The organism is Mesorhizobium sp. M1307 (assembly GCF_040318155.1).
GTDB lineage: Bacteria > Pseudomonadota > Alphaproteobacteria > Rhizobiales > Rhizobiaceae > Mesorhizobium.
The window spans coordinates 16045-30053 of sequence record NZ_JAMYLR010000033.1 but is presented as its reverse complement, the minus strand read 5'-3'; the positions used below and the strand labels follow the sequence as shown (position 1 = coordinate 30053).

Genomic DNA, 14009 nt, shown 5'->3' with positions numbered 1-14009 from the left:
CCGTGCCTAAGATTGACGTTGCCGACGTGCCCGGACGCAAGGGCTCATCCTATCCACCGCCGTTCGATGCACCCTGTGCCGAACGCGTGCGGCAGCGGCTAGGCAACGCAGGCGGGCTCACCGACTTCGGCATCAATCTCATGCGCCTGCCGCCGGGCAACTGGTCGAGCCAGCGCCACTGGCATTCGCACGAAGACGAATTCGTCTACGTGCTTGAAGGCGAGCTGACGCTCGTCGAAGATGCCGGCGAGACGGTGCTGCGCGCCGGTGATTGCGCGGCCTTTCCGAAAGGATCAGGCAACGGCCATCACATGATCAATAAATCGGGCGCGATGGCGATCTATCTCGAAGTCGGTTCGCGCTGGCCCGACGACGTCGCCACCTGCTCCGACATCGACATGATGAGCACCAACGCTGACGGCCGGTTTGTGCACAAGGATGGCGCGCCTTATCCCGAGCCGTAGGGATTTCGGAGTGGACCGCCGAGATGGTTGGCCGACGCGAGAGGACGTAGCGTCTGGTCCAAGCACTTTCGGCGAAGAGCGCTTGACTGTGAATTGAATCGATCTAATTTGCCGCGCAACGCCATTTCCGGACCGGATTCTACCCGATGGACGCGCAGAAAATCACGCAGATCGCGATTCGTGGACGCTGGGCAGTGGCCGGCATCTTCCTCGCCAACGGCTTTTTGACCGGCAGTTGGGCGCCGCAGATCCCGGTGTTCCTGACGCGACTCGACATTTCGAAGTTCACGCTCGGCTTGCTGATTCTGTTGTTCGGTGCCGGCGCCGTCACCGCCATGACCTGGTGCGGCCATCTGATCTCGAAGCATGGCTCGCGCACGGTGCTGCGCTGGTTCGGACTTGCCGGCAGCTTCGGCCTTTTGGTTGTGGCTCTGGCCCCCAACGTGCCCCTTGCGGCCGTCGCCATGTTCATCTTCGGCGGTTCGATCGGCGGAATGGACGTCGCCATGAATGCCAATGCAGTGGCAGTCGAACGGCGGCTGTCCCGTGCCATCATGTCGTCCTCGCACGGCTTCTGGAGCCTTGGCGGTTTCGCTGGCGGCGCTTTGGGCGGTTTCGCCATCCAGAACTACGGTCACCTCGCCCATGCGACAGTGGTGACGGCTCTTGCCTTTGCCGTAATCGCTGTAGCGGTCCGCTACCTGATCGCCGAGGACAAGCACCCGGTCGCCGAGCACCACAAATTCGCGCTGCCGGCAAACCCGCTGGTCTATCTGGTTGGGCTGATGGCGCTGCTGACGATGATCTCCGAAGGTGCGGTACTCGACTGGGCGGCGCTGTATCTCAGGCAGGAGCTCGGCGCCGATCTTGCCATCGCAGGCCTGGCCTATGCCGCCTTTTCCGGAGTCATGGCCATCATGCGCTTTCTCGGCGATGGCGTCCGCAACCGTTTCGGTGCCGTTACGACGTTGCGCGCCTCGGCCCTTGCCGCTGCTGCCGGCATGCTGGTGGCCGGGCTGGCTCCCTCGCCTTGGCTGGCCATTGCCGCCTTTGCCTTCTGCGGCCTCGGCATTGCCAACATGGTGCCGATCATCTTTTCGGCCGCCGGCAACCAGGAGGGCATGGCGTCCGGCACCGGCATGAGCGTCGTCACCACAATGGGTTACTCAGGCATTCTGGTGGCGCCGTCGGCGATTGGCTTCATCGCCGAGCACTCGAGCTTCGGCCCGATCTTGGTCGCTCTGTCCGGGCTGCTGGTCGTCGTGCTGTTGATGGCCGGCCTCGCTCACCGCGCCGAATTCGCTGCCGAGCCCGCACCGGCCGAATAGCGCTTGAACTCTTCGTAGAGGAAATCCGCCACGCGGCGGATGCGCACGCTGGTGCGCACGTCGCGATGCATGGCCAGCCACACCGGCAGCGTCGGCAGCGGGAGACCCGGCAGCACTGTCTCGACCAGCGGATCACGGTCGGCGAGCGGCTCCTGGCCAAAGCCGATGCCGTTTCCCGCCCGCACCGCTTCCCACAGCACGATCTGATTATCGGTCCTGAAGCGGAAGGCATTGCGGGCGAGCGGGACGCCGAACTGGGCGAAGCCGCGAATGATCTCATCGCTGCGGTCGAAGCCGACCAGATCATGGCCGGCAAGATCGCGGGCCTCGCGCGGACGGCCACGCCGGTCGAGGTAGGATTTTGCCGCGCAGGCGCGGAGCGGAATGTCGGTCACCTTGCGCGCGACCAGTTCATTCTGCGCCGGCTTGACCATGCGGATGGCGATATCGGCGTCGCGACGCAGCAGATTCTCGACCTGGTTCGAGGCGACGATCTCGACTTCGATGCCCGGCTCCTCGAACCCAAGCCTCGCTGTGATTTCCGGCAGCACATAGGCCGCCACCACTTCGCTGGCGGCAATGCGCACCGTACCCTCTATCGCCTCGACCGATCCCAGCGCCAGCAGCGAAAAGGCGCTCGCCTGCTCGCTCACCGCGCGGCCCCGTTCAAAGAGCGTGCTGCCCGCTTCCGTGAGCGCATAGCCACGCCGCCCGCGCCGGAACAGGGTGACGCCGAGCGCCTGTTCCAGCTCGGCGATGTGGCGGCCGAGCGTCGGCTGGCTTGCGGCAAGTTTTCGTGCGGCCGCCGACAGGCTGCCGGTCTCCGCCACGGTGACGAAACTCTTGATCAGGTTCCAGTCAATATCCATTCAAAATTGAATATCATATCGCCAATCGTAGTCAATTTTCATTCGTTTGCGAAGAGACAATATTGGCGTCGTAACGCAACACGGAGACGAACAATGACCACGATCGCAATTCTCGGCGCCAATGGCCGCCTCGGCCGCACGGTCGCCAAGGCCTTCATCGATGCCGGCTACGACGTCCGCGCTGTCACCCGCAGCGGCAAGGTGCCGGCCGAGCTCAAAGGCGCTACGGCGATCGCCGGCGACGCGCTCGACCGTGCTGCGCTGATCCGCGCGACCGAAAGCGTCGATATCATTTTCAACGGCCTCAACCCGCTCTACACCGACTGGAGCAAATGCCTGCCGATGGCCGAGAATGTGATGGCTGCCTGCCGGGCGAACGGCGCGCTGCATCTCTTCCCGGGCACCGTCTACAATTACGGCTCGCAAATGCCGGCGGTGATCGCCGACACGCCGTTTCGCCCGACGACGGAAAAGGGCCGTATCCGCGTCGCCATGGAGGACCTGTTTCGCCGCGAGGCTGATGCAGGTCGAGTGCGCACGATCCTGCTGCGCGCTGGTGATTTCTTCGGCGGCACCGGCAGCGGATCGTGGTTCGATCTGGTTGTTGCCGCCAAGATGACCAAGGGCGTCTATACCGCCCCAGGGCCGGTCGATCTCGTGCATGAATGGGCCTATTTACCCGACCTGGCCAAGACCTTCGTCGGGCTGGCTGACAATCTCGACAAGCTCGGCTTCTACGAGGCGCTGAACTTTCCTGGCCATGCGGTGACCGACCTGCAGCTCAAGGCGGCCGCCGAGAAGGCGCTCGGGCGCTCGCTGAAACTGACGTCGATGCCGTGGTGGGTGCTGCGCGCCGGCAGCCCGTTCGTGGCGATGTGGCGCGAGATCGTTTCGATGTCCTATCTCCGCTTCGAGCCGCACCGGCTGGTTTCAGGCAGGCTGGAAAGCGTGATCGGTACGATCCCGCACACGCCGCTGGAAAATGCAGTGTCGGAAGCGCTTGAGGATATCGGCATCGCCACGATCAAGACGACGCAAAAAGCTGCCCAACAAGGAACTTAAAAAAGGCGGATGGCCTGATGGTCATCCGCCGCTGTTCGGGAGGAAGGTTGCGCTCAGATCCGGCCCATCAACAGCAGCACCAGGACAACGATCAGGATGACGCCGACGATGCCGGATGGTCCGTAACCCCAGGACCGGGAATGCGGCCATGCCGGAACCGCGCCGATCAGAATAAGAATAAGGATAATGATGAGAATGGTGCTGATCGTCATCTGAAAATCCTCGCTTTGAGGTTGCAATGACGGAACAATGCAGAAGGCCGCCCATTGTTCCCGGGCGGCCTTTGCTTGATCAGGACGGCGATCCGGACTCTATTCGGCGGCCTTCGGGAAGGCGATCGCCGGTTCGGCACCCAGATCGGCGTCCAGGCCTTTCGACGGGATTTCGGCCTTTCGACGCCCCAACAGGCGACTGAACCAGCCACGACGCGCACCGGGTTTGACCTTGGCGCGAGTGAACACCATCAGCATCGACGGCGTCACCACCAGCGTCAGCACGGTGGCGAAGGACAGCCCGAAGACGATCGCCGAAGACAGCGAAATCCACCATTGCGTCGACGGCGCGTTGATCGTCGTCTCGTGATGGAAGATTTCGAGGCCGAGGCCGAAAGCAATCGGCAGCACGCCGAGGATCGCCGACACCGCCGTCAGCACCACCGGACGGGCACGTTCGCGGCAGGTCTGTAGAACGGCTTCGTATTTGTCCCAGCCCTCTTCGCGCAACCGGTCATAGGTGTCGATCAGCACGATGTTGTTGTTCACCACCACCCCGGCCAGCGCGATGACACCGATGCCCGACATGACGATGCCGAATGCCTCTCCCGTCAGCAGCAGCCCGAGGAACACGCCGATCGTCGCCATGACCACGCAGGACAGCACCAGCCAGACGCTGGTGAACTTGTTGAACTGCGCCAGAAGCACGATGAAGATCAGGAAGATCGCCGCACCGAAGGCTTTGCTGAGGAAGGCGCCGGCCTCTGCGCTGTCCTCATTCGAACCGGCAAGCTTCCAGCGAATGCCGCTGCCGAGGTTCATGTCGGCGACAGCTTTGGTGACCTCCTGCTGGACGGCAGCCACCTGGGCGCCGGCAGCGACGTTGGCCTGGACGACGACCGTTCGCGCACCGTCGATGCGGTTGAGGATACCGACCGTCGGCTCCGGCTTGCGCACGACGAAGTTCGAGATCGGCACCGAGCCTTGCGCGGTCTGCACCCTGAGTTCGTCGAGCGTCGACAGCGTGCGCCGATCCTCGGGCAGGCGCAGCCTGATGTCGACTGCATCGTCGGCGCCGGCGGGCCGGTACTCGCTGAGCTTCAGCCCGTTGGTCACCAGTTGCACCACCGTCCCGACCGCGGTCGGGCTGATGCCGTACTGCGCCGCCTTGGCGCGATCGACCTCGAGCGCCCAGTCGACGCCGGGCGGCGCCAGACCGTCGGAAATATCGATGACGCCGGGCACCTTGGCAATGCGCGCGGCGACGGCGCGGGCCTTGTCGTCAAGGCCCTTCGGATCGACGGCCGAAAGCCTGATCTGGATCGGCTTGCCGGTAGGCGGGCCGGCTTCCGGCACGCGAACCTCGACGTCGACGCCGGGAATGCCGGCCATAACGCCGCGCAGTTCGTCCAGGATTGAGTTCGCCGATTTACGCTCGCGCCAGTCGACGAATTCGTACTGGATCACGCCAACCACGTCTTCCGGAACATCCTGGCCGCCGCTCTGCGTCTTGCCGACACGGGTATAGACAGACTTCACGCCCGGCCAACCGAGCAGCCGATTTTCCGCGGTCTTGGTGGCCGCGTCCATTTCGGCAAGCGAAAGATTGCCGCGGGCGTGGACATAGAGCAGGCCGTAGTCAGGCTCGACATTCGGGAAGAATTCGACGCCGGCGCCGAATTTCGAATAGGCGTAGCCGACGCCGAACAACAGCGCCACAGTGAGGACAAGCACGGTGATGGGATAATGCACCGCCTGCTTGACCACGGCCATGTACCAGCCGTCGCGATTGTCGTCGGGGTGATGGGCCGGCGCCTTGGCAAATATCGCGCCCAGCGTCGGCGCGAAGACCAGCGCATAGAGCATCGAGGCCGAGAGCGTCACGATCAGCGTGATCGGCATGTATTTCATGAAGTCGCCGATAATGCCCGGCCAGAACAGCAGCGGCGAGAAGGCGGCAATGCGCGTCATCGTCGCCGCGATGACCGGGCCGGCCATGCGCTTGGCGGCAAGCGCGAACGCTTGCTCCTTCGGCATGCCCTCGCTCATGCGTCGCTCGGCGAATTCGGTGACGATGATGGCGTCGTCGACCAGCATGCCGACCGCCAGGATGAGGCTGAACAGCACGATCATGTTGATCGTGTAGCCCATCATTGCCAGCAACAGGATGCCGATCAGGAAGGACGAGGGGATGGCCAATCCGATCAGCAACGAGGCACGGCCAGACAGCGCGTAGAGAATGACGATGAACACCAGGATCACGGCGATCATCACGTGGTTCTGCAAATCGCCGAGCAACTGGTTCACGAAGACGGACTTGTCTTGCGTGTAGGTGACGTGCATGCCCTCCGGCATCGTCTTGATGAAGGCGTCGGACACCTCCCTGACCTTGCCAATCGTATCGATCAGGTTGGAGCCGATGCGCTTCTTCACCTCGATGGCGATCGCCGGCTTGCCGTCGAGGCGGGTAACCGTCTCGGCGTCCTTGAAGGTCGAGCGGATGGTGGCGATGTCCTTGGCCTGCACCACCGCATTGGGGCCGGCGACGACCGGCAGCGCCGCCACATCCTCTGGCGTCTCGATAAGCGACGGCACCTTGACCGCGTATTTGCCCTCGGATCCTTCGATGTTGCCGGCGGCGACAAGACTGTTGGAAGCGCCGACCGCACCGATCAACTGGTCGAGCTGCAGCCCGTAGGAAGACAGCTTCATCGGATCGATGACCACTTCGACGAGGTCGTCGCGCGCACCCTGCAGCGAGCCCTCGAGCACGCCAGGCACTTCCTCGATGCGGTCGCGCAGCTCGCGCGCCGCCGCCGTCAGCACGCGCTCGGGCACCTCGCCCGACAGCGTCACGACCAGGACGGGGAACTCGGAGATGTTGACCTCGGAGACCACGGGCTCCTCAGCCGCTTGCGGCAGGTCGGCCTTGCCGTCCTGCACCTTGCTGCGTGTGTCCTGCAGCGCGGTGGCGAGGTCCGTCTGTGGCTGGAATTCGACCAGCACATAACCGCCGCCCTGGAAGGCGGCCGACCGCATCTCCTTCAGGCCCTTCAGGCTCTTCAGCTTGGCTTCCATCGGCCGCAGCAGGAGGCGTTCGGAGTCTTCCGGCGAGATACCCTGGTAGATCAGGCTGACATACATCATCGGAATCGGAACGTCGGGTTCCGCTTCCTTCGGCGTCGACTGGTAGGCGACCGCACCGGCAAGAATGAGAAAGACCAGGACCGCAATGGTCAGCCGGGCATTGCTGATAGCAAGTTTGACGATGTCCATGATTACTGCGTCCCGGCCGTCGCTTCGCCCAACAGCTTTTGGATGGTCGCCTGGTCGGCTGCGACCGGCTTGACCACCTCGCCTTCCTTCACCAGCTCCTGGCCGGCGACGATGATGCGGGCGTCGGCCGCAATGCCGCCGAGCACCAGGCCGGTTGGCGTGTCGTCGACCAGATCGATCGGGAAGAACACGACCTTGTCATCCCTGTCGACGGCGCGGATGCCGAGGTCGCCCTTGTCGCCGAGCGTCACCACCGATCGCGGCAACATCACGGCGTCGGTCGGCTGGGCGCTGAGCGCAATTTCTGCCGTCATGCCGGCCGGTACGGACCCATCGGCGTTGGGGATGGCGACTTCGACCCGAAAGGTACGGGTTGCCGAAGATGCATCCCGGCTGATGTAGCGCACCGTACCCTTGACGGTCTGGCCACTGACCAGGCGCACATTGGCTTCGTCACCGATCTTCAGATAGCCGAGATCGCGTTCGCTGACTTCGCCGCGGGCGATCACCGGATCGAGCTTGAGAATGGTCGCCACCTCGCCGCCCTGCATGACGGAACTGCCAAGCTCCACCGGCACCCGGTCGATGACGCCGTCGAAGGGCGCCTTCACCTCGTTGCGGTCGAGCTCAGCTCGCGCGGCGTCCAGTTGCGACTTGGCCAGCGTCAGGTTGGAACGGGCCGTATCGAGCTGCAGCTTGGGCAGATTGCCGGTTTTCATCAGCCGCAGGGCCGCAGCCAGCTCGGCCTCACGTTGCACGACAAGCTGCTTGGCGTTGTCGACCGCCGAGATCTTTTCCTCGGCGGCAAGCATCAGGATGAGGTCGCCGGTCTTGACGTGCTGACCCTGCTTGACCGGCAGCTTGTCGATGACGCCGGCGACGCGTGTCGCCAGGACGGCGCGCTTGTCGGCTTCGGTCAGTCCGGAAATGCGGATAGCGCGTGCATAGGTGCGCCGCGGCGGGGTTATGATCGCGACCGTGCGTAACGGCGCCTTGGGCTGTTCCGCCTCGGCAGTCCCCGGCTTGGCAGCCCCCTGTTTGCCAGTTTGGGGCTTGCCTGCGTCGGCTGCCGTGGGCTGCTCGACCTCTCCTGCCTTGGGCTTGTTGTCGGCGGACGCGCTGCCGACGGACGAGAACTCGCCTGTCGCCATCCAGCCAGCGAACCCGATGAGCACAACAATGGCTGCAAGCTTGTGAAACCTGAATTTCGGCATCGTCATTTTTTCCAGTGCGCGGGGTTCGGCCAGGCCGCATCTTCTACTTGGGGCGCGTCGCCGATATGGGTGCGCGCGAGGCCGTATTCAAATTGCCGTGATCGGCGAAGCGCGCTTCTACCTCAAAGTTGCATCGCAATATAGTCAGAAAAGTTGATGGGTTGTTGCTTTGTCCGCAAAGATGCGGCTGCAGCATCGGCTGTTGATCGCCAAAACAGCAGTATGGCAGCAAGTGTCAGGATGATTGGACAGATTGCGAATGCCATCTGCTTGCGAAGCAGCTAGGCCGGACGGCGGGCAGCCTCGGGCTGCTTGCGCGCCGCAAGAAATTCCTTGACCCGCCGGCCCGGCGCCGGCCCGCGCACCGGCTTCAAGCCGTCGTCGAGTTCGCCGGACAGATCGATCGTCGGCCGCTTGCCGACGGCGTCATAATTTTCTTCCAGCCAATCACTGGCTGCGGTGCGGCCGAGGTCGCGCAGATAGACAAGGAACGCCCATTCGGCATTGACCTTGGACGATGCCGACAGATCCTTGAACGCTTCGTCGGCATCGATGCGGTGCATGCGGATGTCGCGATATTCGCCGTGCGGCAATCGGCCGGCGGCGATCAGTTCCTTGACGAAGGCGATCGAGCGGAATTCGCGCAACAGCCCGGCATTGAAGGTAATCTCGTCGATGCGGTTCTGGATCTCATTGGCGCTCTTCGGCGTCCCCTCGCGGACCACCGGATTGATCTGCACCAAAAGCACGTCCTCGGTGGCCGCCGTCTTGAAGAACGGGAACAGTGCCGGGTTGCCGCCATAACCGCCATCCCAATAGGGCACGCCCTTGATCTCGACGGCACGGAACAATTGCGGCAAGCAGGCCGACGCCATCACCGTGTCGAGGTCGATCTCGCCGTCCGAGAAGACCCGCAACTGGCCGGTCTCGACATTGGTAGCGGAAATGAACAGTTCAATCGACTTGCAGGCGCGCACATTGTCGAAATCGATCTCACGTTCGACCACGTCGCGCAGCGGATTGATTGCGAGCGGATTGGCGACATAGGGCGAAAATACCCGAGACATCGTATCGAACAGGAAATAGCCGGGCGTGTTCTCGATCGACCAATTGCCCCAGGCGACGTCCCAGGGCATGCGCTGTACCGGGCTGAAGCGGCCCTTTGCCGCCACCGCACGCCAGAAATCGTCGAGCTTCCGCCGCGCGCCCTCGACACCGCCGCGGACAAAGCCGTCGGCCAGCGCCACGGCATTCATGGCGCCGGCGCTGGTGCCCGAAACCGCCGTTATGTCGAGGCGCCCGTCCTCGAGCAGCCGATCGAGCACGCCCCAGGAAAACGCCCCGTGCGAGCCGCCGCCTTGCAGCGCGACATTGATCTTCTTTGGCTCTTCCGCCTTGCCGTTTTTCGGCATGGCGTGGCCCTTGACCGCTGGAAGCCTCACTGAGCGGTCCAGCCGCCGTCGACAGAGATGTGCGTGCCGTTGATCTGCGCCGCCGCATCCGAGCATAGGAACACTGCGGCCGCCGCAACCTGCTCGACGGTGACGAACTCCTTGGTCGGCTGCTTTTCGAGCATGACCTCACGGACCACCGTCTCGCGGTCCATCTTGTTGGCCTTCATCTGGTCGGGGATCTGCGCCTCGACCAGCGGCGTCAGCACATAGCCCGGACAAATGGCATTACAGGTGATCTTGTCGCGCGCCAGCTCCAGGGCGACAGTCTTGGTCAAGCCCATAATGCCATGCTTGGCCGAGACATAGGCCGACTTGAACGGCGAGGCGACAAGGCCGTGGGCCGAGGCGACGTTGACGATCCGGCCGCCACCAGCCTGTTTCATCAACGGGATGGCGGCTGCGATGGTGTGGAAGGCCGATGACAGGTTGATGGCGATGATCGCATCCCATTTCTCGATCGGGAAGCTTTCGACCGGCGCGACATGCTGGATGCCGGCGTTGTTGACCAGGATGTCGACCGAGCCGAATGCCTCGGCTGCCTTCGCCACCAAAGCCCGGCACTCGGCCGGCTTCGACATGTCGGCCTTGACGTAGACGGTCTTCACCTCGTGGTGCTTCGCGATCGCGTCGGCGATGGCGTGATCGTCGGCGGTGTCGGAAAAGGAATTGACGACAACGTTGCAGCCTTCGGCCGCGAGCGCGTGGGCAATGGCCAGGCCGATGCCCGAGGTGGAACCGGTGACGATGGCGGTTTTTCTGGCGGTCAAGGCGGCTTTATTCCTTTCGAGGCGGGCTCCCGTGGAACCATGCTGCACTGCAACATATAGGCTCTCTGTCACCCAAGAACAGCGGATGTGTGGAGCAATGACATGAAATTTTTGTCATGTAGACCGCTCTCGTCCCGATGAGAGAGGTGTCCGGCACCGGCTGTTGCGACCGGTTTTCGCAAGTACGCGAGGGAAAAATCCTCAGGCGACGAGGTCTGGGACCGGCCCGATATAGCGCGACTGCGGCCGGATCAGCCGTCCGCTCGTCTGCTGCTCGCGCGCATGGGCAATCCAGCCGGCGACGCGCCCGGCAGCAAAGACGTTGGTGAACGCCTCTTTCGGAAAGCCCGCCGCTTCCAGCAGGAGCGCTGTGAAGAACTCGACATTGGTCTGGAGCGAGCGCGACGGCTTGGCGATGCGGAGCACTTCGAGCGCCGCCTGCTCCACGCTTTCGGCAAAGGCCAGCCGGTGGCCGGCTTCGCCCTTGGCGCCGAGCTGCCGCACCACCGCTTTCAGCACGTCGGCACGCGGATCGCGCACGCGATAGATGCGATGCCCGAAGCCCATGATGCGGCGGCCGCGCGCGATCTCGTCGCGCAGCCAGCGGGCGGCGTCGCCATTCGCCTCGATCGCATCCAGCATCTCGATCACCGGACCTGGCGCGCCGCCATGCAGCGGCCCCTTGAGCGCTCCGAGCCCGGCCAGCACCGCCGAAGTAAGCCCGGCCTGCGTCGAGGCGACCACGCGCGTGGCGAAAGTCGATGCGTTGAGGCCGTGGTCGCTAACCGTCACGAGATAGGCATCGAGCGCCTTCGCCAATTTAGGCGAGGCCGCAATGCCGGTCAGCATCCGCAGCATGTCGGCGGCATGATCGGCCTTGCTATCGGGCGCAATCGGGCTGTCGCCGCGCTGCAGGCGCAGCAAGGCCGGCGTCAGCACGGCAGGTGCCGCAACCAGCCGCAGCGCGTCCGGCAATTTGTCGCCGTCCGGCAGCAGGGCAATGCCGGCGCGCATTGCGCTGTAGATATCGAGGGATGCGAGAAACGGCAGCAAGGGTTTGATCTGCTCGAACACTTCGCTGCGCGCCCGACCGATCGCGTTCGCCAGCTCCTTGTCGCCGGGAAGATCGTCGAAAAAGCCGTCGAACAGCAGATGAACCACCTCGGCGTATTTCCAGCGGCCTGCCAGTTCGGGCAACGAATGGCCCCGGATGGTCAGGCGGCCACCAAGACCGTCAACATCGGAGAGCACCGTTTCCGCCGCCACCACATCATCGAGCCCATTCGCCATTGGTTTTCTCCTTGACCCTTTCCGGGTGGAAGATAAGGGTTGGTGACTGGACCATCAATCTTGATCAACTGAATCAATATGCCAAGGCTGACATGACGGAGTGGCTGACGCGGGACGAAGCCCTGGAGCGTCTCAAGGTGCGCGCCCAGACCCTTTATGCCTATGTCAGCCGCGGACGCATCGGCGTGCGGCCGGACCGGGCGGATCCACGCCGCAGCCAGTATCGCGCCGACGACATCGCGGCGCTGGCGAGCCGCCGGGCTCGTGGCCGAAATCCCCAGGCAATCGCCGAAAGTGCAATTGCCTGGGGTGAGCCGGCGATCGCCACCACGATCTCGACCGTTTTGCATGGCCGCCTTGTCTATCGCGGCCAGGATGCGGTTGCTCTCTGCGAGGCTGCCACGCTGGAGCAGACGGCAAACCTGCTTTGGGCATCTGACGCAGCAGTGTCGTTCGTCTCGGCGAGCCGCCATGGCAACAGCGCAACTGGCCGGCCGGCTGCCTTCGCGGAATTGGCCGCGTTGGCGGCCAACGGCCGGCCTTCGCTCGGCCGAAGATCGGCTTCGCTCAACCACGATGCGGCCGGCGCCATCGCCGCTTTGGCGCAGGCGCTCGGCGCGATTCCCGGAACTGGTGCCGCGCACGAAAGGTTGGCGCGGGGATGGTCGCTCGATGCGGCCGGCGCAGACTTGATCCGCCGCTCACTGGTGCTGTTGGCCGATCACGAATTGAACGCATCGACCTTCGCCGCACGGGTCGCCGCGTCCACCGGCGCACCTGTTTCGGCCTGCCTGCTTGCCGGCCTCGCCACGCTCTCCGGGCCGCGTCATGGCGGCGCCGCGGAGGCGGTCATGATGCTGGCGGAAGATGCGCAGAGATTGGGGCCGGATGCGGCTGTCGGACGCTGGCTCGGTCACGACAGGCCGCTGCCCGGATTTGGCCATCCGCTTTATCCCGACGGCGATCCGCGTGCGGAACCGTTGCTGGCCGCGATAGATGTCGATGATGGGCTGTTACGGCTTTGCGATGCGGCCTTTGCGGCAACGGGCATGCGCCCGAACGTCGATTTCGCTTTGGCCGCGCTGACGCGCAGCCTCCGTTTGCCGTCCGATGCGCCGTTCCGCCTGTTCGCGCTCGGCCGCAGCGTCGGCTGGGCCGCGCATGCCGTGGAGCAGGTGACAAGCAACGGCCTGATCCGGCCACGCGCCCGCTACCAGGGGCCGCTGCCGGAGCAGCTCTAGCCGCGCTGTTTGCGAAGTCTCAGCGGCACCTGAGCGAAGGTTCGACGCGGCGCCTCGCCCCGGCAATCACGACATGGTGTCGAGCTTGCGCTGCATCGCGGCGATCTGCTCCTTCAGCTCCTGAAGGTCGTCGGGTTTTTCCGGCGTTTCCTTCCTGGCCGGTTCGGCCGGCGCTGCTGCCGGCGCCGAGCCCGCGGGCGGGAACGGCGTGAACAGCCGCATGGCGTTCTGGAACATTTCCATGTTGCGCCGCGTCTGCTCCTCAAGCACCTTGATCGGCGTGGCAATCTTCATCATGTCCATCGGCGACTTGCCGAGCGCATCTTTCATCTGCTCGCGAAAGCGTTCCTGCTCCTTCGAGAAGGCCAGCATCGACTGTTCGAGAAAGCTCGGCACGATCATCTGCATCTGGTCGCCGTAATAGGCGATGAGCTGACGCAGGAACGGGATCGGCAGCATGTTCTGCCCGTCCTTGTTCTCCAGCTCGAAGATGATCTGGGTCAGTACCGGATGCGTGATGTCGTCACCGGTCTTGGCGTCCTGGACAGTAAAGTCCTCGCCTCTTTTGATCATTTCAGCGAGATCCTCGAGCGTCACATAGGTGCTGGTGCCCGTATTGTAGAGACGGCGATTGGCATATTTCTTGATAACAATAGGTTCGTCTTTTGCGGCCATCTGCATCCTCCCCGGACACCGGGCAGCTTAAGTAAGCCGCCGGTAACGATTGCGCCTTTTTAAAGGATATGCGCAAAAGCGTCATGAATCCAAGCAGTTTGTGCAGTGCGGGAACATTTTATGCTGCGCAGCACGGACGGGCCGCCGTTGCAGCGAC

Annotated in this window: 12 protein-coding genes; 4 read left to right on the top strand and 8 right to left on the bottom strand. The window is 63.6% G+C overall.

Annotated elements, in window-relative coordinates; genetic code table 11:
- The first annotated feature begins 2 nt into the window (after positions 1–2).
- Together NKH16_RS26130 and NKH16_RS26125 are read left to right on the top strand one after the other, a co-directional pair.
- Positions 3–464 carry a cupin domain-containing protein gene (locus NKH16_RS26130; protein WP_352452498.1) on the top strand — a complete coding sequence of 154 codons (462 nt, stop codon included), beginning with the start codon at positions 3–5 and terminating at the stop codon, positions 462–464.
- A 146-nt stretch (positions 465–610) separates the two neighbouring features.
- Positions 611–1792 (top strand): MFS transporter, encoded by a 1182-nt coding sequence (locus tag NKH16_RS26125; protein WP_352747668.1) that lies wholly within the window; start codon positions 611–613, stop codon positions 1790–1792.
- Here the strand turns inward: NKH16_RS26125 and NKH16_RS26120 are convergent.
- Positions 1750–2661 (bottom strand): LysR family transcriptional regulator, encoded by a 912-nt coding sequence (locus NKH16_RS26120; protein ID WP_352745982.1) that lies wholly within the window; start codon positions 2659–2661, stop codon positions 1750–1752. The genes NKH16_RS26125 and NKH16_RS26120 overlap by 43 nt on opposite strands.
- 93 nt (positions 2662–2754) lie before the next feature.
- Between NKH16_RS26120 and NKH16_RS26115 the strand changes: the two genes are divergently transcribed.
- Positions 2755–3723, top strand: a complete 969-nt coding sequence (locus NKH16_RS26115; RefSeq protein ID WP_352902551.1) for an SDR family oxidoreductase — start codon at positions 2755–2757, stop codon at positions 3721–3723.
- Between the two features lie 53 nt (positions 3724–3776).
- Here the strand turns inward: NKH16_RS26115 and NKH16_RS26110 are convergent, their stop codons facing one another.
- From NKH16_RS26110 to NKH16_RS26085, 6 genes are all read right to left on the bottom strand, one after another.
- Positions 3777–3935: a DUF3309 family protein gene (locus tag NKH16_RS26110; protein ID WP_023678456.1), complete on the bottom strand. Its 159-nt coding sequence runs from the start codon at positions 3933–3935 to the stop codon at positions 3777–3779.
- A 99-nt stretch (positions 3936–4034) separates the two neighbouring features.
- A complete protein-coding gene (locus NKH16_RS26105; protein WP_352747672.1) occupies positions 4035–7211 on the bottom strand; it encodes an efflux RND transporter permease subunit in 3177 nt (1058 codons plus the stop codon).
- Between the two features lie 2 nt (positions 7212–7213).
- A complete protein-coding gene (locus tag NKH16_RS26100; protein WP_352902548.1) occupies positions 7214–8425 on the bottom strand; it encodes an efflux RND transporter periplasmic adaptor subunit in 1212 nt (403 codons plus the stop codon).
- A 281-nt stretch (positions 8426–8706) separates the two neighbouring features.
- Positions 8707–9837 carry a patatin-like phospholipase family protein gene (locus tag NKH16_RS26095; protein WP_352747698.1) on the bottom strand — a complete coding sequence of 377 codons (1131 nt, stop codon included), beginning with the start codon at positions 9835–9837 and terminating at the stop codon, positions 8707–8709.
- 26 nt (positions 9838–9863) lie between these two features.
- Complete coding sequence (locus NKH16_RS26090; RefSeq protein WP_352747676.1) at positions 9864–10646, bottom strand: 3-hydroxybutyrate dehydrogenase; 783 nt, start codon at positions 10644–10646, stop codon at positions 9864–9866.
- A gap of 201 nt (positions 10647–10847) precedes the next feature.
- A complete protein-coding gene (locus tag NKH16_RS26085; RefSeq protein WP_352747679.1) occupies positions 10848–11936 on the bottom strand; it encodes a citrate synthase/methylcitrate synthase in 1089 nt (362 codons plus the stop codon).
- 92 nt (positions 11937–12028) lie between these two features.
- Between NKH16_RS26085 and NKH16_RS26080 the strand changes: the two genes are divergently transcribed.
- Entirely contained in the window at positions 12029–13177 is a 1149-nt protein-coding gene (locus NKH16_RS26080; RefSeq protein ID WP_352747700.1) for a citrate/2-methylcitrate synthase, read from the top strand.
- Between the two features lie 66 nt (positions 13178–13243).
- Here NKH16_RS26080 and phaR read toward each other — a convergent pair whose 3' ends face one another.
- The gene (phaR, locus tag NKH16_RS26075) at positions 13244–13852 is read right to left on the bottom strand and encodes a polyhydroxyalkanoate synthesis repressor PhaR (RefSeq protein WP_352747681.1); all 609 of its coding nucleotides are present in this window, start codon (positions 13850–13852) and stop codon (positions 13244–13246) included.
- Positions 13853–14009: the final 157 nt, after the last annotated feature.